This is a genomic window from Limnohabitans sp. DCL3, from assembly GCF_048019295.1.
In the GTDB taxonomy this organism is placed as follows: domain Bacteria; phylum Pseudomonadota; class Gammaproteobacteria; order Burkholderiales; family Burkholderiaceae_C; genus Limnohabitans_A.
The window spans coordinates 1,419,053-1,445,217 of sequence record NZ_CP171842.1 but is presented as its reverse complement, the minus strand read 5'-3'; the positions used below and the strand labels follow the sequence as shown (position 1 = coordinate 1,445,217).

At 58.2% G+C, this 26,165-nt stretch carries 26 protein-coding genes; 1 reads left to right on the top strand and 25 read right to left on the bottom strand.

Features of this window, described 5'->3' with window-relative positions; all coding sequences use genetic code 11:
- Positions 1–119: 119 nt before the first annotated feature.
- From ACHEXK_RS06505 to ACHEXK_RS06410, 20 genes are all read right to left on the bottom strand, one after another.
- The gene (locus ACHEXK_RS06505) at positions 120–1,376 is read right to left on the bottom strand and encodes a PLP-dependent transferase (RefSeq protein WP_416548559.1); all 1,257 of its coding nucleotides are present in this window, start codon (positions 1,374–1,376) and stop codon (positions 120–122) included.
- Between the two features lie 81 nt (positions 1,377–1,457).
- Positions 1,458–1,982 carry a phosphoribosyltransferase gene (locus tag ACHEXK_RS06500; RefSeq protein WP_416548558.1) on the bottom strand — a complete coding sequence of 175 codons (525 nt, stop codon included), beginning with the start codon at positions 1,980–1,982 and terminating at the stop codon, positions 1,458–1,460.
- A 51-nt stretch (positions 1,983–2,033) separates the two neighbouring features.
- Positions 2,034–3,362 carry an adenylosuccinate synthase gene (locus ACHEXK_RS06495; RefSeq protein WP_416548557.1) on the bottom strand — a complete coding sequence of 443 codons (1,329 nt, stop codon included), beginning with the start codon at positions 3,360–3,362 and terminating at the stop codon, positions 2,034–2,036.
- A 17-nt stretch (positions 3,363–3,379) separates the two neighbouring features.
- Complete coding sequence (locus tag ACHEXK_RS06490) at positions 3,380–4,540, bottom strand: ATP phosphoribosyltransferase regulatory subunit (protein ID WP_416548556.1); 1,161 nt, start codon at positions 4,538–4,540, stop codon at positions 3,380–3,382.
- A 65-nt stretch (positions 4,541–4,605) separates the two neighbouring features.
- On the bottom strand, positions 4,606–4,791 hold the full coding sequence (locus ACHEXK_RS06485; RefSeq protein ID WP_416548555.1) for a DUF2065 domain-containing protein: 186 nt from the start codon (positions 4,789–4,791) through the stop codon (positions 4,606–4,608).
- 3 nt (positions 4,792–4,794) lie between these two features.
- Positions 4,795–5,694 (bottom strand): protease modulator HflC, encoded by a 900-nt coding sequence (gene hflC / locus ACHEXK_RS06480; RefSeq protein ID WP_416548554.1) that lies wholly within the window; start codon positions 5,692–5,694, stop codon positions 4,795–4,797.
- A gap of 11 nt (positions 5,695–5,705) precedes the next feature.
- Positions 5,706–7,094 carry an FtsH protease activity modulator HflK gene (gene hflK, locus ACHEXK_RS06475; RefSeq protein WP_416548553.1) on the bottom strand — a complete coding sequence of 463 codons (1,389 nt, stop codon included), beginning with the start codon at positions 7,092–7,094 and terminating at the stop codon, positions 5,706–5,708.
- A complete protein-coding gene (hflX, locus tag ACHEXK_RS06470) occupies positions 7,091–8,338 on the bottom strand; it encodes a GTPase HflX (RefSeq protein WP_416548552.1) in 1,248 nt (415 codons plus the stop codon). Before hflX ends, hflK begins: the two co-directional genes overlap by 4 nt.
- A gap of 51 nt (positions 8,339–8,389) precedes the next feature.
- Positions 8,390–8,635 (bottom strand): RNA chaperone Hfq, encoded by a 246-nt coding sequence (gene hfq / locus ACHEXK_RS06465; RefSeq protein WP_019429044.1) that lies wholly within the window; start codon positions 8,633–8,635, stop codon positions 8,390–8,392.
- Between the two features lie 89 nt (positions 8,636–8,724).
- The gene (der, locus tag ACHEXK_RS06460) at positions 8,725–10,065 is read right to left on the bottom strand and encodes a ribosome biogenesis GTPase Der (protein ID WP_416548551.1); all 1,341 of its coding nucleotides are present in this window, start codon (positions 10,063–10,065) and stop codon (positions 8,725–8,727) included.
- A gap of 19 nt (positions 10,066–10,084) precedes the next feature.
- A complete protein-coding gene (bamB, locus tag ACHEXK_RS06455; RefSeq protein WP_416548550.1) occupies positions 10,085–11,218 on the bottom strand; it encodes an outer membrane protein assembly factor BamB in 1,134 nt (377 codons plus the stop codon).
- Complete coding sequence (locus ACHEXK_RS06450; protein WP_416548549.1) at positions 11,218–11,889, bottom strand: YfgM family protein; 672 nt, start codon at positions 11,887–11,889, stop codon at positions 11,218–11,220. Before ACHEXK_RS06450 ends, bamB begins: the two co-directional genes overlap by 1 nt.
- Before the next feature lie 24 nt (positions 11,890–11,913).
- Positions 11,914–13,251: a histidine--tRNA ligase gene (hisS, locus tag ACHEXK_RS06445; RefSeq protein ID WP_416548548.1), complete on the bottom strand. Its 1,338-nt coding sequence runs from the start codon at positions 13,249–13,251 to the stop codon at positions 11,914–11,916.
- A complete protein-coding gene (ispG, locus tag ACHEXK_RS06440; protein WP_416548547.1) occupies positions 13,248–14,531 on the bottom strand; it encodes a flavodoxin-dependent (E)-4-hydroxy-3-methylbut-2-enyl-diphosphate synthase in 1,284 nt (427 codons plus the stop codon). The genes hisS and ispG overlap by 4 nt, the downstream gene beginning before the upstream one ends.
- Positions 14,528–15,235: a helix-turn-helix domain-containing protein gene (locus tag ACHEXK_RS06435; protein WP_416548546.1), complete on the bottom strand. Its 708-nt coding sequence runs from the start codon at positions 15,233–15,235 to the stop codon at positions 14,528–14,530. Before ACHEXK_RS06435 ends, ispG begins: the two co-directional genes overlap by 4 nt.
- Complete coding sequence (rlmN, locus tag ACHEXK_RS06430; RefSeq protein ID WP_416548545.1) at positions 15,228–16,403, bottom strand: 23S rRNA (adenine(2503)-C(2))-methyltransferase RlmN; 1,176 nt, start codon at positions 16,401–16,403, stop codon at positions 15,228–15,230. Before rlmN ends, ACHEXK_RS06435 begins: the two co-directional genes overlap by 8 nt.
- 33 nt (positions 16,404–16,436) lie before the next feature.
- Positions 16,437–16,862, bottom strand: coding sequence for a nucleoside-diphosphate kinase (gene ndk, locus ACHEXK_RS06425; RefSeq protein WP_416548544.1), 426 nt, complete (start codon positions 16,860–16,862; stop codon positions 16,437–16,439).
- A gap of 149 nt (positions 16,863–17,011) precedes the next feature.
- Positions 17,012–18,202, bottom strand: a complete 1,191-nt coding sequence (locus tag ACHEXK_RS06420; protein ID WP_416548882.1) for a pseudouridine synthase — start codon at positions 18,200–18,202, stop codon at positions 17,012–17,014.
- A 5-nt stretch (positions 18,203–18,207) separates the two neighbouring features.
- Positions 18,208–18,894 (bottom strand): SMC-Scp complex subunit ScpB, encoded by a 687-nt coding sequence (gene scpB / locus ACHEXK_RS06415; protein WP_416548543.1) that lies wholly within the window; start codon positions 18,892–18,894, stop codon positions 18,208–18,210.
- A gap of 81 nt (positions 18,895–18,975) precedes the next feature.
- On the bottom strand, positions 18,976–19,968 hold the full coding sequence (locus ACHEXK_RS06410; RefSeq protein WP_416548542.1) for an RluA family pseudouridine synthase: 993 nt from the start codon (positions 19,966–19,968) through the stop codon (positions 18,976–18,978).
- Between the two features lie 52 nt (positions 19,969–20,020).
- On the opposite strand from ACHEXK_RS06410, the gene ACHEXK_RS06405 reads away from it, so the two are divergent.
- Positions 20,021–20,827: an outer membrane protein assembly factor BamD gene (locus tag ACHEXK_RS06405; protein ID WP_416548541.1), complete on the top strand. Its 807-nt coding sequence runs from the start codon at positions 20,021–20,023 to the stop codon at positions 20,825–20,827.
- Here the strand turns inward: ACHEXK_RS06405 and ACHEXK_RS06400 are convergent.
- The 5 genes from ACHEXK_RS06400 to lpdA all read right to left on the bottom strand — a co-directional run bounded on the left by ACHEXK_RS06400 (position 20,793) and on the right by lpdA (position 26,107).
- A complete protein-coding gene (locus ACHEXK_RS06400) occupies positions 20,793–22,940 on the bottom strand; it encodes an ATP-dependent DNA helicase (protein ID WP_416548540.1) in 2,148 nt (715 codons plus the stop codon). The two genes, ACHEXK_RS06405 and ACHEXK_RS06400, sit on opposite strands and share 35 nt — an antisense overlap.
- Entirely contained in the window at positions 22,910–23,128 is a 219-nt protein-coding gene (locus ACHEXK_RS06395) for a DUF465 domain-containing protein (RefSeq protein ID WP_416548539.1), read from the bottom strand. Before ACHEXK_RS06395 ends, ACHEXK_RS06400 begins: the two co-directional genes overlap by 31 nt.
- The gene (locus tag ACHEXK_RS06390) at positions 23,125–23,472 is read right to left on the bottom strand and encodes a hypothetical protein (protein ID WP_416548538.1); all 348 of its coding nucleotides are present in this window, start codon (positions 23,470–23,472) and stop codon (positions 23,125–23,127) included. Before ACHEXK_RS06390 ends, ACHEXK_RS06395 begins: the two co-directional genes overlap by 4 nt.
- On the bottom strand, positions 23,469–24,566 hold the full coding sequence (gene zapE, locus ACHEXK_RS06385) for a cell division protein ZapE (protein WP_416548537.1): 1,098 nt from the start codon (positions 24,564–24,566) through the stop codon (positions 23,469–23,471). Before zapE ends, ACHEXK_RS06390 begins: the two co-directional genes overlap by 4 nt.
- 113 nt (positions 24,567–24,679) lie before the next feature.
- Positions 24,680–26,107, bottom strand: a complete 1,428-nt coding sequence (gene lpdA, locus ACHEXK_RS06380) for a dihydrolipoyl dehydrogenase (RefSeq protein ID WP_416548536.1) — start codon at positions 26,105–26,107, stop codon at positions 24,680–24,682.
- Positions 26,108–26,165: the final 58 nt, after the last annotated feature.

Below are 26,165 nucleotides of genomic sequence, written 5' to 3'. Positions count from 1 at the left end.
TTGATCTGAAAATACAAAGGGATTTTCAGATTACCCCCACCGGTAGCATTTGACCAGTCAGGAAACCCCTAGGTGCGTGTGACTTGGGGACCAAAGTGCCCACGCTTTCACCAGCGTGCTCAGGCCATGGGCAAATGCGCCTGCACAGATTGATGCAGATCAAGAATCAAATCCTGCGCCGACTCCAGACCGGTCGAAAAACGCACCAGTGTGCCGGGCTTCAAATGGCCAGGCCAAGCCTGTCTCATCGAGGCGATGTCGTAGGGCACCACCAGGCTCACCGGTCCACCCCAGCTGTAGCCGATTTTGAACAATTGAAGGGCATCGCAAAACGCATCCACCTGGGCTTGACTGAAACGCGCATCGATCATGACGCTGAACAAGCCCGCCGCCAAGCCCGTGCCCGGCACGCGATCGCACAGGCTTTGCCAATGTGCGTGGCCGGGTGCACCTTCAAAGGCAGGGTGCAGGAGTTGTGCGCATTGCGGCTGGGCTTGCCACCAGGCGGCCAACGCACGAGCGGTGTGGTCGTGCGCGGTGTAGCGCAATGCCATGCTGGGCAAGGAGCGAAGCACAGTTTCCGCGTCGTTGGCCGCGACACCCAGACCCAAGCGCATGTGGCAGAGTTTGATGTTCAGGTGCAATGCCGCGTCGCGTGTGATGACGCTGCCCATCAAGACGTCACCGCCGCCACTGGGGTACTTGGTGAGCGCATGGGCGCTGATGTCCACCGACAAACTGCCCTGCCCCCCCGCGCCATCGCCCAGCAAATCAAAAGGCTGAAAGGCCAGCCCAGCGCCCCATGTGTTGTCCAAGGCGCACAAGACACCCCGCTCACGGCAAGAGCGCACCAATTGCTGCAAATCAGGGAACTCCATGCTCACCGATCCAGGCGCTTCAAGCCACACCAAGCGGGTGCGCTGCGTGATCTGGCGGGACAAATCCGCCGGGTCCATCGGGTCGTAGACTCGGTGCGTGATGCCGAAGTGGCGTAATTCGCCATCGGCCAGCGCTTTGTTGGGACCGTAGGCATTGTCCGGGATCAGCACTTCGTCACCGGTTTTCAACACCGACAACGCCACCAAGGCCAATGCCGCCAGGCCACTGGGCACCAGCACACATTGCAAACCGCCTTCAAGGCTGCACAAGCGCTCTTCCAGCAGGTACGTGGTGGGGGTGCCATGCAGCCCATAGGTGTAAGCGGATTTGTCTTTCCACTCCCGCTGACGCATGTCGGCAACGGTGGGAAAGTAAACCGTGGAGGCCTTGAAAACACCTGGTTGAGGCGCCTGAAAATCTGCAGGCGGCGCGTAGGGGTGATGGATCAGGCCGGTGGTGAGGTGGTGTGGCGCGGTGCGCTGAATTGGGTCTTGCATCCTCTCATCCTAATGCAAACAGCCTCCACTGAGGAGGCTGTTGAGCGATCATCCAGAGACGTGGGTCACGGACAATTCAAATCAAACGCTCCACTTTTCGAGCAATTTTTCGGGACGCATGTTGTCGTAAGGCTCAAAGGGCTGGTGAATCCAGGGGTTGGTGGGCAAATCGTCCACCGAATAGTCGGGTTTGAAGGTGGACACGCCCTTGGTCCAGATCACGGCTGTGCGCAACTCTGTGACGGGCTTGTAGTTGTTCTTGAGTTGATCCACCACGGCACGCAGCGTGTGGCCCGTGTCTGCCAAATCGTCCACCAACAACACTTTGCCAGCAATTTCACCTTTGGGGGTGGTGATGTATCGGGCAATGTCCAAGTGACCCTGAACCGTACCGGCTTCGGCACGGTAGGAGCTGGTGGACATGATGGCCAATGGCTTGTCAAAAATGCGTGAGAGCACATCACCAGGACGCATACCGCCCCGCGCCAGACACAGGATGTTGTCAAACTCCCAGCCAGACTGGTGAATTTTGATGGCGAGTTTTTCAATGAGGTTGTGGTACTCGTCGTAGCTCACGTACAGGTGCTTGCCGTCTTCGGTCAACATGGGAGGAACTCCGTCAAAGGGTGGGTAAAAACAGGTCGGCTGTCCGCTGGATCAAGCCGCAAAGGGGTTGTGCAGCAAGATCGTATGGTCACGGTCTGGGCTGGTGGAGACCACATGCACAGGCACGCCTGTGACTTCTGCGATGCGGTCCAGGTAATAACGGGCCGAGGCGGGCAGCTTGTCCATCTCGGTCACGCCCACGGTGGTCTCGGTCCAGCCGGGAATCACTTCGTAAATCGGCTTGCAGCGGGCAATCTCGTCCGCGCCCATGGGCAGGATGTCGATGGTTTCACCGTCCAGTTCATAGCCGGTGCACAGCCGCAACTCTTGCAAGCCATCGAGCACATCCAGCTTGGTGATGCACAAACCGCTCAATCCGTTGACCTGAGCACTGCGTTTGAGCAAGGCTGCATCAAACCAACCGCAGCGGCGTGAGCGACCTGTGGTCACGCCCTTTTCGGCGCCGATGGTGGACATGTGGTAGCCGGGTGTGCCGGGCGTCTCCCAATCGAGTTCAGTGGGAAAAGGTCCCCCACCGACGCGAGTGCAATAAGCCTTGGTGATCCCCAAGATGTAATGCAACATGCCCGGACCCACACCGGCACCGGCAGCCGCATTGCCCGCCACGCAGTTGCTGGAGGTGACGAATGGATAGGTGCCGTGGTCCACATCCAGCAAGGTGCCCTGTGCGCCTTCAAACAACAAATTGGCGCCTGCCTTGTGGGCATCGTTCAACTCGCGCGAGACATCGGCCACCATGGGCAGCAAGTCCTTGGCGTAAGCCATCGCTTCGTTGTAGGTGGTGTCAAAGTCCACAGGCGCAGCGCCCAAGATGTTGACCAAAATTTCGTTGTGCAGGGCCAGGTTCTCGCGCAGCTTGGTGGCAAAACGCTCGGGGTATTTGAGGTCTTGCACGCGCAGAGCACGGCGGGCCACTTTGTCTTCATAGGCGGGGCCAATGCCGCGGCCGGTGGTGCCGATTTTGGCGGTACCGGCTTTTTCCTTGGCGGCTTCGCGGCCCACATCCAAAGCGACGTGATAGGGCAAGATCAGTGGGCAGGCCTCGCTCACGCGCAAGCGCGAACGCACCTCAACACCCGCTTTTTCAAGCCCAGCAATCTCTTCCAGCAGCTTGGGCACCGACAAGACCACACCGTTGCCGATGTAGCACTTGACACCCGCGCGCATGATGCCACTGGGAATCAGGTGCAGAGCGGTTTTCACGCCATTGATCACCAAAGTGTGGCCTGCGTTGTGACCGCCCTGAAATCGAACCACGCCTTGGGCGCTTTCGGTCAACCAGTCGACCAGTTTGCCTTTGCCTTCATCGCCCCATTGGGTGCCGACAACGACCACGTTACGGCCTTGCGTCTTGTTCATGCTTGAAATGTTCTTTCTCAAAGAGCCTGTACCACCCACTGCCCTGCCGCTTCGATCAACTCGCGGTCGCAATGGAATTCATCGATTTCACTTTCGTGCCCTGGCAAAACGCACACCACGGTCTGACCCCGGCTGCGCAACGAAGCAACGGCCTCACGCAGGCTGGACGAATTGCGCCATGGCGCACGAATGGCAGCGCGCAAAGGCAACGGTTTGACGGCCGAGACCAATTCCTTCAAGTCCAGGCTGAAACCCACTGCCGGCCTGTCGCGGTCAATGCGGTGACCAAACACAGCGCCCACACCGTCGTAACGGCCGCCCCGGGCCAAAGCATCCGATGCACCTTGGGCGTAAATGGCAAAGCGCATGCCACTGTAGTAAGCGTAGCCTCGCGAGTCACCCAAATCAAAACTGATGGCAGCACCTGGAATTTGTTCGGCCAAAGCACGCAATTGGCCCAAAGCTTCGGTGATGGCGGGTGTTGCCGGCAAACATTGCGCGGCTTGGTCCAAGACACTGACATCGCCATACAAATGGACCAAAGACAGCAAACCTTGTCGGTTGGACGGCGCAAAGCTGCTGGTCAAACGGGCAATGGCACTGGCGTCCTTGATGGCAAGGGCGGCATGGATGTCGTGCCGCAGTGCCGCCGAAATGGGCTCTGCTTGCAGCAAGCTGTTGACGATGCGGGCATCGGCCAAATCAACCTGCATCTCGCCCACACGGGCAACGCGCAGGCAGTCAAGCGCCAATTGCAAGATTTCCAAATCGGCCTCAGGACCGGCGTGGCCGTAAATTTCAGCACCCAATTGCAGAGGTTCGCGGGTTGCATGGGGACGTGCGGGGCGTGTGTGCAGCACCGGACCGCAGTAGCACAGTCGGGTCAAACCCACACGACCGAGCAAGTGAGCATCAATACGCGCCACTTGGGGTGTGGTATCGGCCCGCAAACCCAAGGTACGGCCCGACAATTGGTCAACCAGTTTGAACGTCTGCAAGTCGAGCGCCTCGCCCGTGCCTGTGAGCAGGGATTCCAAATGCTCCAGCAGCGGCGGCATGACCAACTCGTAGCCATAGCCACGGGCCGTATCCAGCAATTCGCGGCGGAGTTCTTCGATGTGACGAGCCTCTGAGGGCAAGACATCGGCAATGTGATCCGGGAGGACCCAAGCAGACATGGGGATATGGGGAACTGTTAAAAAAGAGATTTTACCGGGTTGCAAGCCCGTTTCCTGAAATTGGTTCAGGAAACGAGCCAGAACAGCAGCAAGCCCCCGAGGACCATGGCCATGCCAAAAAAACGGATCTGACCGTCCTCAAGCTTGAGCATCTGCTCAAACAGCATGCGCCAACGGGGTGGCGAAACCATGGGAAGCAAGCCTTCCACGATGAGCATCAGGCCCAATGCCATCAGGAGGGTGTCCAACAAGTCTTACTTCCGCGCAGGCGCAGAGCTGGCGGCGCCACGCATGCCTTTGAAAAACTCCGAGCTGCCCGGGTCAAGCACCATCACATCCCCTTTGCTGTTGAAGCTCGATTTGTAGGCTTCAAGGCTGCGGTAAAACTGGGCAAATTGGGGGTCACGACCGAAGGATTCAGCGTACAAACGCGCCGCTTGCGCATCGCCCTGCCCTTTGATTTTCTGCGCTTCGCGGTAGGCATTGGCAATGGTCACTTCACGCTGGCGATCTGCATCGGCGCGGATTTTCTCCCCTTCGGCACCGCCGGTCGAACGCAGTTCATTGGCCACGCGCTTGCGCTCGGCCTCCATGCGGCGGTAAACCGATTCGGTGATGGTGTCCACATAATCAGCACGCGTGATGCGCACATCCACCACGTCAACCCCCCACGGTTTAGCACCTTTGACCACGAGCAAAACAGCGGCTTTGACGTCGTCCATCAGCTCTTCACGCTTGAGAGACAACAATTCCTTGACCGTTCGCTTGTTGATTTCCTCTTGGAAAGCGTTGCGTACCACGCGGTTGAGTTGGTTGGTCCCGGATTTTTCGTCCAAACCCACATTGCGGATGTAGGCCTGTGGGTCGGCGATGCGCCAGCGCACGTACCAGTCAATCACGACGCGTTGCTTTTCCGCCGTGAGCATGGGCTCATTGTCAGGGCTGTCCAGCGTGAGCAGTCGTTTGTCAATGTAGTTGACGTTTTGCAAGGGTGGGGGCAGTTTGAAGTGCAAACCGGGCTCGGTGATGACCTCCTTGATTTGTCCCAAAGCGTAGACCACGCCGAACTGACGCTGGTCCACCACAAACACCGTCGAGCTGAGAACCACAAAGGCCACCAGCAGGGTTGAAATCCACAATCCAATGCGATTCATAGTCTTTGTCCTTATCGTGGATCGCGATCACGCGAACGCTGCAGGTCACGCGAACGCGTGTCCACAGCAACATTGTTGGCGCTCACACCAGCAGCCGGTGAGGCAGGCGCCGCGTCCATGACGGGCGGTGCCACACTGGTGACTTGCTGCATGATTTTGTCAAGTGGCAAATACAAGAGGTTGGAGCCCTGCTTGCTGTCCACCAGCACTTTGGTCACATTGCTGTAAATCTGCTGCATGGTGTCGGTGTACATGCGATCGCGCATGACTTGTGGCGACTTTTGGTATTCAGGCAAGATGGTTTTGAAGCGCTGAGCATCACCTTCGGCTTGCGCCACAATGCGTTCGCGGTAGGCATCGGCTTCTTCCTTCAAGCGAGAGGCTGCACCCACAGCGCGTGGCACCACATCGTTGGCATAGGCTTGGGCCTCATTTTTGGCGCGCTCACGCTCTTGGCCGGCTTTGAGCACATCGTCAAACGCCGCTTGAACCTGCTCTGGGGGGCGCACGCCGCCTTGCTGCAAGTTGATGCCCACCACTTCAATGCCCACTTTGTAACGGTCCAAAATGGTTTGCATTTTTTCACGCACACGCGGGGCAATCTGGTCGCGCTCTTCGGCCAGGGCCGAGTCCATCTTCATCTTGCCCACCACTTCGCGGACTGCGGTTTCTGCCGATTGCACCACCGCTTCAGTCGGGTTGCGGCTTTCAAACAGGTAAGCGCGTGCGTCGTTCAAACGGTACTGCACCGCGAACTTGATCTCAACGATGTTCTCGTCTTCAGTGAGCATGGCCGATTCACGCAGGCCGGTGGCCTTGATGATGTTGTCACGCCCGATGTCCACCGAGCGGATCTGGGTCACAAACACCAACTCATGGCGCTGGATGGGGTAAGGGACGCGCCAGTTGAAGCCCGCACCAACGGTGGCATGGTATTTGCCGAACTGTGTGATCACAGCTTGCTGACCTTCTTGCACAATGAAAAAACCAGTGCCCAACCAAACCAAGAGAGCTGCGACCAAAACGACGCCCAAGCCAAGGTTTTTGAAGAAAACAGGGATGCCAGGCCCCCCTGAGCCACCCGATCCGCCAGGGCCTTGTGGTTTTTGCGGGCTACCTGAGCCGCCAAACAATTGACCCAGTTTGCGGTTGAAGTCTCGCCAGAGTTCGTCCAAGTCGGGCGGCCCGCTTGGTGGTTGCTGGGAACCACGACCGGGCGGCTGCTGCCAAGCATCGGGTTTGGAACCCGATGGTGGGGGGACATCGCCAGAGGGCTTGTTGCCGTTGTCGGCGCTGGATTTGTCGTCATCTCGGCCCCAGCGGGGGTCATTCAGATTGAACATGCCTCGGATCTTGGCGGGGAGCAAAGACCAACGCAGGGCTGGCAGGTGAAAATTCATGGTGAAGTGTCTTTGTCAAAATGACGAGATGGCATTGTGCCGAATTCGGATGGACTTCCGTGCAGACCACCCGGATATTCCCGGGTCAAGTCACGGGGATCTGCATCTTCAACATCAGGGGCAGGCTGGGCAGTTTTGACGATCTCAGACAGCGCAGATCGCAAGAGATCCAAACCTTTGCCCGATTGGGCACTCAGAAATACTCGGGGAACGGCCTGACCATCCATCTCGTATTGGTCTTGCAGTTGCAAGGGGTAACGTTCGGCCTCCAAGGCATCGAGTTTGTTGAAAACCAACAACTGAGGAACCGTTTCAGCGCCGATTTCGGTCAGCACTTTCTGCACCTCAGCCATTTGTTCAGGCCAATCGAGATTGGCCGCATCGACCACATGCAACAGCAAATCGGCATCGGTCGCCTCTTGCAAAGTGGCTTGAAAAGCCTCCACCAAGCCGTGTGGCAAATCACGAATGAAACCCACGGTGTCGGATAAAGAAACAGAACGCCCCGCCTCTCCCAAGTACAGCTGACGGGTGGTGGTGTCCAGGGTGGCAAACAACTGGTTGGCCGCATAGGCTCGCGCCTTGACCAAGGCATTGAACAAAGTGGATTTGCCCGCGTTGGTGTAACCCACCAGCGAAATATTGAAAGTGTCACGCCGGTCACGCTGGCGGCGTTGCGTACTGCGCTGGCGCTTGACCTTCACCAAGCGCTCTTTGATGCGCTTGATCGAGTCGTTGATCATTCGGCGGTCCAATTCGATCTGCGTCTCACCCGGGCCGCCACGCATGCCAATGCCACCGCTTTGACGTTCCAAGTGCGACCAACGGCGCACCAAGCGGGTGCTCAGGTACTGCTGACGCGCCAATTCAACCTGCAATTTACCTTCATGGCTTCGGGCACGTTGGCCAAAAATCTCCAAAATCAGCAAAGTTCGGTCGTTCACAGGCAAGCCAATGTGACGTTCCAAATTGCGCTGCTGAGCAGGGCTCAAGGCTTGGTCAAACAAGACTTCAACGGCGCCATGCATCAGCGCCAGTTCTTTGATTTCATCGGCCTTGCCGCTGCCCACGAACAAGGCTGGATCGGGTGCTTTGCGTTTGCACGTCAATCGGCCCACGGGATGGAGGCCTGCGGATTCAGCCAGCAAACCTAACTCTTGAAGGTCTGCATCAAAATGCGCTCGCCCAAAGTCAACGCCGACCAATAAGGTCGGCGCAGGGGCACTAGAGGGTATTTCAGACAAGGTCAGCACCTGTGAGCTTGGCCTGTCGGCCAAGGCCAGAGACAAACGTCATCAAGCCGTGATTTCACCGGTTTCAGGGGTGCTGAACGTGACGGACCGACCGGGGACGATGGTCGAAATGGCGTGCTTGTAAACCATTTGCGTCACGGTATTGCGCAATAAGACGACATATTGGTCAAAAGACTCAATTTGACCTTGCAACTTGATGCCGTTGACCAGGTAAATGGACACCGGGACGTGCTCTTTGCGCAGTGCGTTCAGGAAGGGGTCTTGCAAAAGTTGACCTTTGTTGCTCACGATATGCTCCGTGTTCAGAAGTGAATGAGGGTTTGACCTTACCACAGGCGAAGTTGGACGCGAATGCGCGTCCATCATGCCCTCAAAGATCAACTGGCATCTTTGTCGGCATAGGGATTGGTGGAAGTTTTCATCTCGATCCGCAAAGGCGTCCCAGCCAAATTGAAGGCTTTGCGAAAGCGCCCTTCCAAAAAGCGCTTGTAGGTGTCGGTCACGTGCTCCAGTGAATTGCCGTGGACCACAATCACCGGAGGATTCATGCCCCCTTGGTGGGCATAACGCAATTTGGGACGGAACATACCGCCGCGTTGTGGGCTCTGAAACTGAACCGCCTCAAGCAACAAGCGCGTCAAAATGGGCGTGCTCATTTTGCACATGGCCGCCTTGTGGGCTTGAACAATCGAGGCCCAAACGGGACCCAAGCCCTGACGTTTTTTCGCTGAAATGAAATGCATGTTGGCGAAACTCAAAAATGGCAGCCGTGTCTCAATGGAGCGCTGCACCAACTGGCGCTGGTACTCGTCCACAGAATCCCATTTGTTGACGGCCAAGACCATGGCACGACCACTTTCCAAGGCATAACCGGCAATGTGCGCGTCTTGGTCTGTCACGCCCTGCTCGGCGTCGAGCAACAACAAAACCACATTGGCCGACTCGATGGCCTGCAAGGTTTTGACCACCGAGAATTTTTCAATGGCCTCAAAGACTTTGCCCTTGCGACGCAAACCTGCGGTATCGATCAACTCGAACTTTTGGCCTTGCTTTTCAAAAGGCACAGAGATCGCGTCACGCGTCGTGCCCGGCATGTCAAAGGCGACCAAGCGCTCCTCGCCCAACCAGGTGTTGATCAGGGTGGATTTGCCCACATTGGGCCGACCGGCCACAGCGAGTTTGATGACCGAAGGGTCCTCATCGGTTTCTTCCGGCTCGTCGGGAAGGTGGAGCGATTCAAACGCCAATTCCACCAAGCCGCGTGTGCCCTGCCCATGAGCGGCCGAAATGGCGATCACCTCACCCAAACCCAGCTCATAGAACTCGGTCAGTTGAATACCCTCCAACATGCCCTCGGCCTTGTTGGCGACCAACAACGTTGGTTTGCCAATTTTTCGCAGGTATTTGGCGATGTCATGGTCTTGAGCGGACAGGCCGCCGCGCGCATCGACCACAAAGACCACGATATCGGCTTCAGCCACCGCTTGCTGGGTTTGCTTGGCCATCTCTTTGTAAATACCGGCACTGGCGTCGGGCTCAAAACCGCCTGTGTCGATGACGATGAATTCTTGACGACCTTGCTTGGCATTGCCGTAATGGCGGTCGCGGGTCAAACCCGCAAAGTCGGCCACGATGGCGTCCCGGCTTTTGGTGAGCCGATTGAACAGCGTGGATTTGCCCACATTGGGGCGGCCAACAAGGGCCAGAACAGGTTTCACTTAAAAATTTTCCGATCCATCATTCAGGGCGAAATCCGAAAACGCCCCCGGTGCGTGTCACCACCACCAAATTTTGGCCTGCGCGCACGGGCCTACCCGTGATAGCACTGCCATCTGTGCTCAGACGCTGCAAGGTTTGACCATCTTGCCGCGAAAAAAAATGAAGCCAACCGTTGTCGTCACCCATGACCACTGCGTTGCCAAACACCAAGGGGGCGCTCAAACCTCGAAAGCGCAAAGCGTCTTGTGACCAAGCGAGATCGCCGTTTTGACGTTGCCAAGCCTGAACTTTGCTGTCTGATTCCACACCAAACAACAAGGTGTCATCGCCCTCCAAACCTTCGTGACCTTGTGCGGGTCGTGTCCACACCGTGCCGCCACGCAGGGCATCGACGCAGGCCACAGACGACTGGAAAGCACGAACACAGACCACATTGCCCAATCTGCTGGCACCGGAAACCAGATCCACCAAACGCTCCACTTCGTTGGTCCCGCGCGATGAACCCACCAGTGTTTCCCAGCGCACAGCGCCTGTATTGGGGTTCAGGGCCGCCAAACGCCCCCCCCATCCGGCCAATAAAGTGTCGCCAAAAGGCATCAACAAACCCGCTTGCTGCAGCACCAAGGGATCGCCCGTGCGCTGCTGCACCCAGAGTTTCTGACCCGTCGCTCCATCGAGTGCCGTGACGGCGCGGTCAGCGGTCAACACAAACACACGACCACCGGCCACCAATGGCGCGGTGTAGGACATGGCTGCCAAACGGTAGCGCCACAGCACCTTGCCCGATTCAATGGCCACCACTTCGTTGTGCCGCGTGATGACCGCAAAGCGCTGACCATCACCACCTACGCCCGCTTGAATGGGGCTGTCCAACTTCAAGCGCCAAATGTCTTGGCCTGTTGCCGCATCAATCAAGGCCACTTGGCCCTGCGTGGAGGCCACGGCGACCCCCGCGCTGTGTACCGAGGCGAACAACGGGGTGGTGACCGGTCCGATCTGGGCAGACCAAGCTTTTTGAATTGTCAATGGGCCGCTCACCTGGGGTAAAGCGGCGGGCTTGGGGCGCTCCGGGGAGCTCGAGCACCCGAGCAGCGCCAAAGACAAGATGCCCCAGCAAGTCCAACGGGTCCCAGCGCGTTTGAGGTCAGTCATCACTTGGGGGCCTCCGAGACAGCAGTCGCATCAGGGTCTATGCCCAAGGCATTGAGTTTGGCTTGCACCAAGCGCCGGTAATCGGGCGTATCGGCCAGTTTGCGCCACGCCAGCTGGTAGGCCGTCACCGCTTGGGCACTTTGCCCTTGGGCTTGGAACACATCGCCACGCAGGTCAGCGGCCAAACCAGCCATTTCAGGGGTGAACTCTGAGGCCAATTGTTTCAAGGCATCGTCATAGGCTTTGGCATCCAATTGCAAGGCCACCAAACGCAAACGGGCAATGTCGCGATACGCCGGGTCTTTGGCACCCGTGATCACCCCGAGGAGGGCCTCACGTGCGGCATCGCTTTTGCCTTGCGCATGCAAGGTTTTGGCGGCCAACAAAGCCGATTGCTGGGCAAACTGGGTGCGGCCAAACTTGTCTTTCATGTCCGCCAAACTGCGTTCGACGCGGGCCAAATCCCCAGAACTCACGGCCCGTTCAACCTCGTCAAACAGGGCCGCTGCCTTGGTCGCTTGACTGCGTTCCCAATATTGGTAACCGTTCCAAGCAGCGTAACTGCCCAAAACCGCGATCAGCAGCCAAGAAATCAGGTTGCCCCAGGTCTTCCAGAAGTGCTTGATCTGGTCAAGTTGTTCTTGTTCGTCAAGGTCGAGTGCTTTGGCCATGTTCGTGATTCGTGCTGTTGCGCTTCAAAGCTGCGATTGTAGGGTGTGGGCCCAATCGGCCACTGTGCTCAATGACTCGGTGCGCTGGGCCCCTGAACCATCGCGCAATGATTTGACGGCCACCAAGCCCTGCGCCAACTCCTGGGCCCCAAAAACCAGGGCAAAACGTGCGCCGGAGCCATCGGCTTTTTTGAATTGGGACTTCATACTGCCCATGCCCTCACCTGTTGCGCCATGCATTTGGGCCGACACGCCACTGGCGCGCAGGGTCTGCAACACCCGCATGGCGATGGGCAAAGCGGTCACCTCGGGAATGATGGCATAGACATCCGGGGCCAAATCCGGCAACCCCTCACCTTGCTCTTTGATGAGCTCAAGCACACGCTCAACGCCCAAGGCCCAGCCCACGGCAGGCGAAGGTTTACCACCGATCTGCTCTATCAAATAGTCGTAGCGGCCGCCACCGCAAATGGTGCCTTGCGAGCCCAAACGGGTGGTGATGAACTCGAACACCGTGAGGTTGTAGTAATCCATGCCCCGCACCAAACGCGGGTTGATGCTGTAGGGGACAGCGTTGGCATCCAAAATGGCCTTGACCGAATTGAAATGGGCCAAGGAGGCCTCGCCCAAAAAGTCGAGCAAACGGGGTGCCGACTCGACCACACTTTGTAGAGCTGGGTTCTTCGTGTCCAGAATGCGAAGCGGATTGCTGTGCAGCCTGCGCTTGGCCTCATCGTCAAGGACATCGATGTGCTTTTCAAGGTGGGCAATCAGCGCGGCGCGGTGGGCCTGCCGCTCGGCGGGTTGACCCAGGCTGTTGAGCTCCAGGCGCACGTCTTGGAGACCCAGGACTGTCCACAGGTCATTGGCCAGCAAGATCAGCTCGGCATCCACCTCAGGGCCACCAAAACCCAGCACCTCAGCACCAATTTGGTGAAACTGGCGGTAACGACCACGCTGAGGACGCTCGTGCCGGAACATGGGTCCCATGTAATACAGGCGCTTGCCGCCTTCGTACAACAAGTTGTGCTCGACCACTGAGCGCACCAAACCGGCCGTGCCCTCAGGGCGCAAGGTCAGTTGCTCGCCGTTGAGGCGATCTTCAAAGGAGTACATCTCCTTTTCGACAATGTCAGTCACCTCACCCAAGCCGCGTACAAACAAAGCGGTGGGCTCAACAATCGGCAAGCGCACGTTGCGATAGGCGTAGCGCCCCATCAAGCCGCGCACCTTGGCCTCAAGCCACTCCCAGCGCGCCGAGTCGGGCGGCAGGATGTCGTTCATGCCCTTGACACCGACCAGCTTTTGCGGTTTGGCCACGTTGGCAACTTGAGAGGGGTTAACTTTCGGCGAATCGCTCATTTTTTCTCAACAGATCCGGAACCAAAACGGTTCTCAATGTAATTTTCAACCAGCACCTGGAACTCTTGGGCAATGCCTTCACCACGCAAAGTCAGACGCTTTTCACCGTCAATGAAAACCGGGGCAGCTGGCGCTTCGCCTGTGCCCGGCAGGCTGATGCCAATGTCCGCATGCTTGCTCTCGCCTGGGCCATTGACGATGCAGCCCATGACAGCCACCTTGAGGTTTTCCACCCCCGGGTAGCGTGCGCGCCAGACAGGCATTTGGGCACGCAAAAAGTCGTCGATCTGTTTGGCCAGTTCTTGAAAAGTGCTGCTGGTCGTGCGACCGCACCCTGGGCAAGCGGTCACGCTGGGCACAAAAATGCGCAAACCCAACGATTGAAGGATCTCGGATGCAATCACCACCTCTTGCGTGCGGGCTTCGCCCGGCTGGGGTGTGAGCGAAACGCGGATGGTGTCACCAATGCCTTCTTGCAACAGCACCGACAAGGCCGCGGCCGATGCCACCGTGCCCTTGGTGCCCATACCCGCCTCGGTCAGCCCCAGATGCAAGGCATGGTCGGTGCGACGGCCCAGCTCTCGGTACACCGAAATCAAATCTTGCACGCCAGAGACTTTGCATGACAAAGCGATCTGCGCCCCATCAAGACCCATGGCTTCCGCACGTTGGGCCGAGGAGATGGCGGAAGAGATCAAGGCCTCGTACATGACCTGTCGGGCTTGCCAGGGCTCGGCGCGCTGGCTGTTGGTGTCCATCAAATCGGCCAGCAACTCTTGGTCAAGGCTGCCCCAGTTCACGCCAATGCGGATGGCTTTGTTCCAGCGCATGGCCGCTTCGATCATCTGACCGAACTGCACATCGCGCTTGTCGCCCTTGCCCACATTGCCAGGATTAATTCGGTACTTGGACAGGGCTTCAGCACAGGCCGGGTAGTCCGTCAGCAAGCGGTGGCCGTTGTAATGAAAGTCGCCGATCAAGGGCACGTCAATGCCCATTTTGTCGAGCTGGTCCCGGATGTGCGGCACCGCTTGGGCGGCCTCAGGCGTGTTGACGGTGATGCGCACCATCTCCGAGCCCGCGGTGGCCAGTTCCTTGACCTGGATGGCGGTGCCGATCACGTCCACCGTGTCGGTGTTGGTCATGGACTGCACGCGCACAGGGGCGCCGCCGCCAACAGTGACGACACGGGAGCCCCAAACGACTCTGGACTGACGACTTTGTCGGATGGCCGGAGCGGCGATGGCAATCGGGGCAGGCTGGGGTGGGATGGCACTCATGGTTTCACCTCCAATCGGGCAGTGTTGACTTGTGTGTAAGGCTTGAGGTCAACCGGTTGACCTTGAAGGCTCATTTTCACGGCATCGGAGCGCCCCACCACAACGGAAACTGGCAAGGAAACGGACAAAAGCTTGAGGTCGCCTGCACTCAAAACACCTTGCCAAACCAGCCCGTTGCGCCCATCCCAGACTTCAATCCAGCTCGGATTTTGGGCGGAAAAAACCAATTCGGATGGGGTGACAACAGCCGACGCAAGCGGTGTTGTTTGGGACCAAGGTGCAGGACTTGGCCACCAAATCAAGGCCACAATCAGAACCAACATGCCCGCAGCCATCCAGCCTGTTCGGCCGAATGAACCGCGGCGAGCACGGCGCACACGGCCCAAATTGATGGGGACAGAGATGGCTTGACGCAAAGCACCGTTGGCCTCTAAGGACTTGGACGACATGGGCATCAAAGCCAAAATGGGGGAGGCGTCCACGCCCAATTGACGACACACACTCGCCGCCAGAGCGCGCGCAAATACAGGGTTGGGATCAACCATGTAGAGATCGGCTTCCAAGGACTCCAACTGTCGCACAGGCACCTTCAAACTCACCGACAAAACCGACAATGGAACGCCCGCTGCAAGCCGCGCTGCTTTCAGCAATCCACCTGCGGTTGAGGCTGCGGGGTGGTTGTCCCGTTGGGTGTTATCAGTCATCACCGGACGCCTGAAGTTGCACAGAGGAATCGGCGCTGACCTTGGCGCTGGACACTGGAACCAGTCGGATGGTGCGCTGCTGGGCCATGCGACTTTGAACCTGCGTTCGGTCTTTCACATCACCGGCCAGTTGGCCACAGGCCGCGTCGATGTCATCCCCTCGGGTTTTACGCACGGTGGTCACCAAGCCCGCATCCTGCAGTTGTTTGGCAAAAGCCTGAACCCGCGCATGGGGCGATCGGAGCAAACCAGAGGCGGGAAAGGGGTTGAAAGGGATGAGATTGAACTTGCACCGCAAGCCTTGACGGGCATGCTTTTGAACCAAATCAATCAATTGGCTGGCATGCTCAGGCTGGTCGTTGACGCCGTCGAGCATGCAGTATTCAAAGGTGATGAAGTCGCGCGGCGCATGGGCCAGATAGCCGAGGCAGGCCTGCAAGAGTTCATCGAGTGGGTATTTGCGGTTCAGCGGCACCAAATGGTCGCGCAGTGCATCGTTGGGCGCATGCAAAGACACGGCCAAAGCCACGGGGCAATCGCCCGACAGTCGCGCCATCATGGGCACCACGCCCGAAGTGGAGACCGTCACACGTCGGCGCGAGAGCCCATAACCGTGGTCATCCAACATGGCGCGCAATGCGGGGACAAGCGCCGAGTAGTTTTGCAGCGGCTCACCCATGCCCATCATCACCACATTAGAGATGACGCGGTCTGAGGTGTTCAAGTGCTGGCGCAAGAAATGTTCGGCAAACCACAACTGCGCCAGGATCTCCCCCGTGCTGAGGTTGCGGCTGAAACCCTGGTGGCCAGTGGAGCAAAAACGGCAACCTACCGCACACCCGGCTTGAGAGGAAATGCACAATGTGCCCCGATCGTCTTCGGGGATGAACACGGACTCGATGGCATTGCCATCGCCGACATCGAACAGCCATTTGATGGTGCCGTCGGTCGAGATGTGTTGACTGATCACAGGCAGTGCCGAGATGTGCGCGTGGACCTGGAGCTTTTGGCGCAGCGACTTGGCCAAGTCACTCATTTGCTCAAAATCTGAAGCGCCCCGCTGGTGAATCCAGCGGAACAACTGGGTGGCCCTGAAGCGCTTTTCGCCCAGCCCTTCACAAAAAACGGCCAAACCATCCAGATCAAATTCAAGAAGGTTGGCCGTCATGGGGCGCAGGGACGGGCGAGGACCGCAACGCAATCAGCGTGCGTAAACGTTCAAACCAGCGAAGAAGAAAGCAATCTCAACAGCCGCTGTTTCAGGGGCGTCAGAGCCGTGCACGGCGTTGGCATCGATGCTGTCAGCAAAGTCAGCACGGATGGTGCCAGCATCGGCTTTCTTGGGGTCGGTGGCACCCATCAGATCGCGGTTTTTCGCGATGGCATTTTCGCCTTCGAGGGCTTGGATCATCACAGGTCCAGAAATCATGAAGTCGACCAAGTCCTTGAAGAAAGGACGGGCCTTGTGCACAGCGTAGAACTGCTCGGCTTCGCTGCGCGACAGATGGGCCATCTTGGCGGCCACAACCTTCAGGCCTGCAGCTTCAAAGCGGGCGTAAATCTGACCGATGACGTTCTTGGCGACAGCGTCTGGCTTGATGATGGAGAGGGTGCGTTCGATGGCCATGGTTTTTCCTATTACAAAGTTTTTTTAATCCAATTTTGCCCTGCGGCAAAGCTTGCTATTCTAACCGCTGCGCAGCGGTTTTATTCCTCTGAGAGCGATGAACCCACAGGGGAAAAGGCCAGAACGCTCCCGCGCTGGCCAAGGGGCATTCAACGGCTGCGCCCGCCGCGGCCCGTGCCGCCAGGAGCCTTTTTAAGGCGGTTAAAGCTTTCGGCGCCGATGTATTTGGCCTCGCTCTTGGGCGCGTCCGACTTGGCATGCAGCCCCGACCCACCCGGGGCTTGATTGGGCTTGGCCGCCGGTTTCGCACGCGGCACAGCGGTGCCCGCCCTGCCCTGGCCCCCTGTGCGGGGGCGGCGGTCGTTGCGGTCGGTTCTGGAAACGGGGCGAGGCACGGGGGTACGGGTACGGTCCAAGGTGCCTGCGGCGCGCATCAAAGCGCGGATGTCAGACTCGTCCAACTCCAGCCAAGCGCCTCGGCGCAAGCCATGAGGCAAGACCATGGCGCCGTAGCGAATACGGATCAGGCGACTGACCGCGTGGCCGACCGACTCCATCATGCGGCGCACCTCCCGGTTGCGGCCTTCGGAAATGGTCACACGGTACCAGCAGTTCGAACCCTCCCCGCCGCCGTCTTCGATCGAACCGAACTGGGCGGGCCCGTCGTCAAGGTTGACACCATCGAGCAATTTTTGCTTTTCGTCCTTGCTCAAAGCCCCCAGCACGCGCACCGCGTACTCGCGCTCCAGGCCAAACCGCGGGTGCATCAGCTGATTGGCCAACTCGCCCGAACTGGTGAAGAGCAGCAAGCCTTCGGTGTTCAAGTCCAGACGGCCCACAGATTGCCATTTGCCGTTTTGCAAGCGGGGTAATTTGCGAAAAACAGAGGGACGGTTTTGGGGATCATCGTGACTCACGATCTCTCCCGCAGGCTTGTGGTAAGCGATCACCCGTGCTGGCGGGGGATCGATGCGGATGTGGATGGGCTTGCCGTTGACCTTGATTTGATCGCCGTATTGCACGCGCTGTCCGACGTGTGCGGGCTCGTTGTTGACCATGATTCGGCCTTCAGCGATGAGCTTTTCCATCTCCAGACGCGAGCCCATGCCCGCCTGAGCCAGCACTTTGTGCAGCTTGGGCGAGTCGGTCTGTGGCGCAAGCACACGTTTGCCCAGGTCGATGCTCACGTCACCAGACGCTTCTTCGTTGTCAAACTGGCCCGACACCACATCGGCCAAGGCAATGGCTTTGTACACCGATTCAGCGGGCGCATCGGATGCAACGGGCGGCACATTGCGTGTGCTCGATGAAGATTTGGACGCGCGCTTGTCGTCAGTCATATGGTTCATGGTGCAGGGGACTCTTCGCCTTGAAGCGGACGGTCTAGTGGGTTAAGAAGGTCTTCAGAGTCCGCCACACTGGGCATTTCAAAAGGCAAATGAGGGCTGGCGTCGTCGAGGGACAAGGAGGGCTGAACAGGCAAAGCGTCCACCAAGTCCGACAAAGCAGCGCCTTGACCATCAACTTGGGACAACATCGGCAGTTGGTCAAGTGCAGCCAAGCCCAGGTCGTCAAGGAACTGGCGTGTCGTGGCATACAAGCCAGGACGACCCACTGTTTCCCGGTGGCCGATGACCTCGACCCAGCCTCGGTCTTCCAATTGTTTGAGGATTTGCGAGTTGATGGTCACGCCGCGGATGTCTTCCATATCACCGCGTGTCACGGGTTGACGGTAAGCAATGATGGCCAGCGTTTCCAAGACAGCTCGGGTGTATTTGGGGGGCTTTTCCGGATGCAGGCGGTCCAGGTAAGTGCGCAGTTCTGGTCGGCTTTGGAATCGCCATCCACTGGCCACCCGAATCAACTCCAGGCCTTTTGGGGCCCACTCGAGTTGCAGGTCTTGCAGCAAAAGCCGCAGGGTATCGGCCCCGAGCGCATCGTCAAACAGCACGCGCATGTCGCGCATTGACAAAGGCTGGCCAGCAGTGAGCAAGGCCGTTTCCAGGACACGTTGGGCTTGCGCCGTGTTCATGTGTCAGTCTTTCGGAAGAAGACGCCTCACGGCGTCGGGATGATGCCTCACGGCGTCGTGTATCAGGAGAGTCGGAGCCCTTCAGCACTTTGGATTGTAGCTGAGGTCCCATTCGGCAAGGGCCTGAACCATGTCCTGGGGCAATGGAGAACGCAGATCAATGGTTTGCCCGGTGATGGGATGAACAAAAGCCAAGCGCCATGCGTGCAAGGCTTGTCGCGCCATTCCTGCTGCTTTGGCCCCTCCGTAAACGGCATCGGCCAACAGGGGATGCCCGATGTGCGCCATGTGCACCCGAATTTGGTGAGTTCGACCCGTGTGCAAGGTGCACTGCACCAAGCAACCGAGTCTGTTGTGGTCCAACACCTCGATGGTCGTTGCCGCTGTTTTGCCCGACTGGTGGCTCAAATCCACCACCGCCATGCGCAAGCGGTTGGCTGGATCACGACCGATCGCGGCCTCGACCTTTGTGGAAGCAGGTGAAATCCAAGGATGATGGGCCAGCGCAACGTATTGGCGCTTGACGTCCCTGGCCGCAATCAGCTGAACCAGCGCGTCCATGGCTTGGCGGGTGCGGGCCACCACCATGAGGCCACTGGTGTCTTTGTCCAAGCGGTGAACAATGCCGGCCCGTGGCACGTCTGAGGCCAACGGGTCCAATGCCAACAAACCGTTGAGCAAAGTGCCGCGCCAATTGCCAGGGGCGGGATGCACCACCAAACCCGCTGGTTTGTTGACCACACGCAGGTGCGCGTCTTCGTACACCACATCGATGGACATGTGTTCGGGCACAAAAGCCTGTGACTGTGGCGTGGCGCGCAAAGTGACCTGCACCTTGTGGCCCCAACGAACTTTGGTTGAGACCTTGGTCACCACCCGCCCATCGATCAGGGCATCGCCCTGCTCGATCAATTGCTGCAAGTAGCTGCGCGAAAACTCGGGCACCAAGTGGGCCATTGCTTTGTCCAAGCGCTGCCCATGAAGCTCCATGGGCACCTGGCTGGTGCGCACCTCTTCGTCCGACACCCCGAGCAGCCGCTCACCCTCTTCCATCAAGGCAGAGACATTCGTCATTTCAGGGTCGGTCGATATAATCAAAGCGTTCAACAGTTCAAGGGTGTCACAGATGCGAAGCTTCAGATTATCGACGGTTCCCGCTGGCCTGGTTTTGGCATTGGGACTGCTCTTATCCGGCTGCGCCAACACGCCCAAAGATGTCACCGCCGGCTGGTCACCCGAAAAAATCTACGCCGAAGCACGTGATGAAGCCAATGCCGGCGCGTGGGACAAGGCCATTGGCTATTATGAAAAGCTCGAAGGGCGCGCAGCGGGGACACTGCTGGCACAACAAGCGCAGATCGACAAGGCCTTTGCCCAGTACAAAACGGGCGACAAAATCCAAGCCATCGCCACATTGGATCGATTCATCCGTTTGCACCCCGCCAGTCCGGCGCTGGACTATGCCTACTACCTCAAGGGTTTGGTCAATTTCAACGACAACTTGGGCCTGTTTTCGTTCTTGACCCAACAAGATTTGTCGGAGCGTGACCAAATGGCGGCCAAAGAGTCGTACGAAGCTTTCCAAGTGTTGACCACTCGGTTTCCCGACTCCAAATACAGCCCCGAAGCGCGCCAACGGATGCTTCACATCGTCAACGCACTGGCTTCATACGAGGTCCACGTGGCCCGCTACTACGCCAGTCGGGGCGCACACGTGGCCGCTGTCAACCGCGCTCAACAAGCCATCGCTGAATACCAAGGGGTGCCCGCTGTCGAGGAGGCCCTGGGTATTTTGGTGCGATCCTACGATGCATTGGGCATGACCGCATTGCGCGACGATGCCCAACGCGTCCTGGAAAAAAACTTCCCCCAATCCAAGATACTGAAAGACGGTGGGGTCAAGAAGGCCACCCCCTGGTGGCGTCTGTGGTGAGCTGATCCAAAGCCAACAAAAACTCATCGTGCCCGCTCAAGCGGCGCATCTCGGGCAAAGATCGAAGCAAGCGACGACCGTACGACATGGTGGCCAAACGGCTGTCGCAGACCACCAAAACACCCCGATCGGTTTCACTGCGGATCAAGCGTCCCGCCCCTTGCTTCAGAGACACTGCGGCTTCGGGCAAAGCATGGTCTGCAAAAGCACTGCGACCTTCGCGCGTGATGCGCTCGCTTTTGGCTTCAAACAAAGGGTCACCCGGTGGCGGAAAAGGCAACTTGTCAATCACCACCAGCTGCAAGGCCTGTCCTGGCACATCAAAGCCTTCCCAGAAAGACGCCGAAGCCACTAAAACGCAGCCCGCGCGGCCCTCACCTGCGCCCTGCCTGAAACGCTCCATCAAACGCCGTTTGGGACTTTGACCTTGGACCAGTACCTCGACATGGGCCGCAGGGTCAAGACGAGTCTGCAAATACTCGCCGATGCTGCGCATGGCATGCAAGGTGGTGGTCAACACCAAGGTTCTGCCGCCGAGCAACTGAACGGCTTCGACCACCAACTGGGCCACATGTCCGGCATGCCCAGGGTCTGCGGGTTTGGGCAAATGCGTGGGGATGTACAGCGCAGCTTGTCGCTCGTAATCAAAGGGACTGCTGACCTGCATCACTTGGGCACCCGACAAACCACAAGGCTCGGTGAACCAGCGCAAACTGGGTTCATCGCCCAATGTGGCCGAGGTGAAAATCCAGGCCCGTTGGCCCACACCAGGCTCTGTGCCTGACGGGGCAAGCGCACCATGACGGGAATCACCCGCCATCAAGGCCTCTAGAGAATCAGGATCGGCATCAGGAGACGGCTGAGCCTCATGGGACAGCCTGACCGGTGCTGGACGCGTCAGCGCAGAAAAGGCTTGGGCAATGTCCAAAGGCGACTCGATCAAGCGCAGCTGCGCACTGACTTCTGCCCAACGCACACCTTCCGGGTCGGGGGCTTGCGAGAACAAATGCGCCTTTTGGGCCAACTCGCTGGCCCGTTCGTGCAAGCGTTGAAAATCCGGGGCCAACTCAGTGACCATCTCCAAACCCGTTTGCAACTGCCCTAAAGCGTTAACCAACTGCGCCAAAGCGGCGGTCCAATCCTCGGTCTCGACACCCTCAGGTATGGCCTCGGTCCAGCGCAAACGCACCGAGCCGCGGTGCATGCCTGCTGCCAAGCGCAAATCGCGAGAGGCTTTTTCCAGCTGATCGGCCAGGGCATGCCAATCCACCAAACCGCGTGCCAATTGCAAACCTGTGGCCAATACATCGCGTGACAACTCCAACAATTGCTGGGTCGAGAACTGCTTACCCAGAAAATTCACACCGATTTCGTTGAGTTGGTGGGCTTCGTCAAACACGGTCACACGCACATTGGGCAGCAACTCCGCTACCCCAGACTCGCGCACCGCCATGTCGGCAAAAAACAGGTGGTGGTTGATGACCACCACATCAGACGCCATGGCCTCTTTTCGGGCCAAATTCACGTGGCAAGCACGGTAACTCGGACAGCTCGAGCCTAGGCAGTTGTCGCGTGTCGAGGTGACCAATGGCCACAAAGACGAGCGCTCATCCAAGCCGGTCAACTCGGCCATGTCCCCCGTTCGGGTCGACTGGGACCAGGACTCAATTTTGGCCAAGGCGCTCCGTGCACCCGGCTGGGCCGATTCGGCACTGTGCCGGGCTTGCTGCATGCGGTGCAAACACAGGTAATTGGAACGACCTTTGAGCAAGGCCACCCGGACCGGTAGGCCTAAAACCTCGACCAGACGGGGAATGTCTCGAGAAAACAATTGGTCTTGCAGTGCTTTGGTGGCCGTGGACACCAATGCCCGCTGACCACTGAGTAAAACAGGCACCAAATAAGCATAGGTCTTGCCCACGCCGGTGCCGGCCTCCACCACCAATTGCCCACCCACCTCCAGGACCTGGGTCACGGCCAAGGCCATGTCGGTTTGCCCTTCGCGGGGCTGAAAGCCCGGTACCGCCTGGGCCAGTGCCCCCTGGTGTGACAACGTGTCAGCCACCTTGTTCAGCAACAGGCTCAAGCGGGCTCCTTGGGGTCCAGCATCCATTGCAATTGCGTGATCTGGTCACGCAAAGCCAGGCGCCTTTTTTTCAAACGCCGCAGCAACAACTCATCCACCGGCGAAGGGGACAAGACCGCTTGGTCAATCAAGGCATCCAGGTCGGCATGCGCCATCTGGCACGCGATCAATTGACGCTGCGGTGAGCGAAGGTCTTCAGAGGGGTTGTCCATCATGGCAGATTGCCGTTTTCCATCTGCTTGCCTTGTAAGCGCAAGTCGCGCTGCTCCGTGCGCCAAAGCCGGTCTTGCGCGTTCAAGACCAAGTCTTGCTGTCGCAAAGGCTCCAAGGCGGTGCGACGCACTTGGCGGGCGTCTGCCAAGCAACGGTTCACAGCAAACTTTTGCCAACAGGCCTGGGCCGCTTGCTCATAAGTCGTCAAGATGCGCTGGCGGTCTTGCGCGATCGCTTGACGCTGCACCCGAATGAACTCCGGCTCGCCCACCAAACTCTGCGCTCTCACAACAGAACTGCCCAGGGCCGACAACAACATCAAGGAGACGAGCGCTGCGTGTTTCATGTCAATTGGGTGTCCACCGTACGGTGCTCCAAAGCCAAGAATTCGCTGGACTGCATCTCATGCAGACGCGAAACGGTGCGGGGAAACTCATGGGACATGGGGCCTGCGGTGTAAAGGCTCTCAGGCGCAACGGCTGCCGACATGATCAACTTGACTCGGCGGTCGTACAGGACGTCGATCAACCACGTGAAGCGCCGCGCCTCGGACGCCATGTTCACCGGCATGTGCGGTACGTTGCTCAGCAACACCGTATGGTACCGGGTGGCAATTTCCAAGTAATCGTTTTGTGATCGCGGTCCACCACACAAAGCGCGGAAATCGAACCACACCACATCACCAGAACGACGTTTGGCCGTGATGTCCCGCGCTTCAATGCGCAAAACTGGCGATTCATCAGGCCCTGTGGCCAACCGGTTGAAAGCGTCGTCCATCTCGGCATCGGCCTGCTCGCCCAAAGGCGAATGGTAGAGCTTGACCATCTCCAGGGTACGGCGTCGGTAGTCGGTGCCATTGTCCACATTGAGCACTTGCATGCGCTGATTCAGCAATGCGATGGCAGGCAAGATGCGGTCACGGTGCAGCCCATCGGGGTACAAACCATCGGGCTCGAAATTGGAGGTGGTGACAAAACCCACACCGTTGTCAAACAGCGCCACCAACAGGCGGTGCAAAATCATCGCATCGGTGATGTCGGCCACATGGAATTCGTCAAAACAAATCAACTGGTAGCGCTTGGCCATGCGCTTGCCCAGCTCGTTCAGCGGGTTGACCGTGCCTTGGATGACCGCCAACTCGCGATGCACCTCGCGCATGAACTCGTGAAAGTGCAAACGGGTCTTGCGCTCGACAGGCACCGCCGCAAAAAAACAGTCCATCAAAAAACTTTTGCCACGCCCTACACCACCAAACATGTAGACGCCTTTGGGAATTTCGGGTCGGCCGAATAACTTACCCCACAAACCAGCGAGTTTGTTTTGGTAAGCGGCCCATTCATGGGCGCAACGCTCCAAGGCTTCAATCGCCCGCAACTGTGCCGGGTCACTTTCGTAGCCGCGTTTTTGCAACTCTTCTTCGTAAACATCACGAACGGACATGGGTGACTTGCTTTTCAATTCAAAAACAAAACCCGGGACCAAGCCCGGGTTTTCAGGGTGACAGAACTTTAACCCAACTCACCCCCAACCCCTGTCGGGGAGTGTGCATGGGCTTAGAAGTTCAAGCTGCGCTTGTCCACCGCCAAGGCGGCCTCTTTGGTCGATTCGCTCAAGCTGGGGTGCGCGTGGCAAATGCGGGCGATGTCTTCAGCACTGGCACGGAATTCCATGGCCACCACCGCTTCAGCGATCAACTCGCTGGCCTGAGGACCCACGATGTGGACACCCAAAATTTCGTCGGTGGTCGCGTCAGCCAGCATTTTCACCATGCCTGTGGTGTCCCCCAAAGCGCGGGCCCGGCCGTTGGCAAGGAAGGGGAAAGATCCGGCTTTGTAAGCCACACCGTCGGCTTTGAGTTGCTGCTCGGTGCGGCCAACCCAAGCGATCTCGGGGCTGGTGTAAATGACCCACGGAATGGTGTTGAAATTGACATGGCCGTGTTGGCCGGCGATGCGCTCGGCCACAGCCACGCCCTCTTCCTCGGCTTTGTGCGCAAGCATCGGGCCACGCACCACGTCACCCACGGCCCAAACGCCAGGCAAGTTCGTTTTGCAATCGGCATCGACCACGATGGCACCGCGCTCGTCCAGTTGCAAACCTACCGCTTCGGTGTTCAAGCCAATGGTGTTGGGCACGCGCCCTATCGAGATGATCAGCTTGTCGGCATCGAGCTTGACGGCTTCGCCTTTGGCGTTGGTGTAGTTGACGGTCACGCCCTTCTTGTCGTTGACGATTTCACCCACTTTCACGCCGAGTTCAATCTTCAAACCTTGCTTGTCAAACGCCTTCTTGGCTTCCTTGGCTATTTGCTCGTCTACGGCGCCGAGGAATGTCGGCAGACCTTCGAGGATGGTCACGTCAGCGCCCAGACGACGCCAGACTGAACCCATCTCCAAACCGATCACGCCTGAGCCGATCAAGGCCAGCTTCTTGGGCACAGCGCCGACGCGCAAAGCACCGTCGTTGGACAACACATTGACTTCGTCAAAAGGTGTGCCAGGCAAGGCTCGGGCGTTAGAGCCGGTGGCGATGACGACCTGTTTGGCCGTGATGTCCTCTTCGGTCTTGCCCGCCACATGGATGGTGTAGCCGCCTTCAGCTTGGCCTGCAAAGCTGCCGCGACCGTGGAAGAAAGTGACTTTGTTTTTCTTCAGCAAGTACAAGATGCCGTCGTTGTTTTGTTTGACCACCATGTCTTTGCGGGCAATCATCTTGGCCACATCCATCTTCACGCCTGTGGCGCTGATGCCGTGCTCAGCGAAATGGTGGTTGGCATGGTCAAAGTGTTCGCTGGACTGCAGCAAAGCTTTGGAGGGGATGCAACCCACGTTGGTGCAGGTACCACCGGGTGCAGGGCCACCGGCTGCGTTTTTCCATTCGTCGATACACGCGACTTGGAAACCGAGTTGCGCAGCGCGAATGGCCGCAATGTAGCCACCGGGGCCACCGCCGATGACGACGACGTCAAATTGTTTGCTCATGGTAAGGGTCTCTGGATAAAAAACGCCCCCTGGGCAGGGGGCATTCAAAACAAGGTGA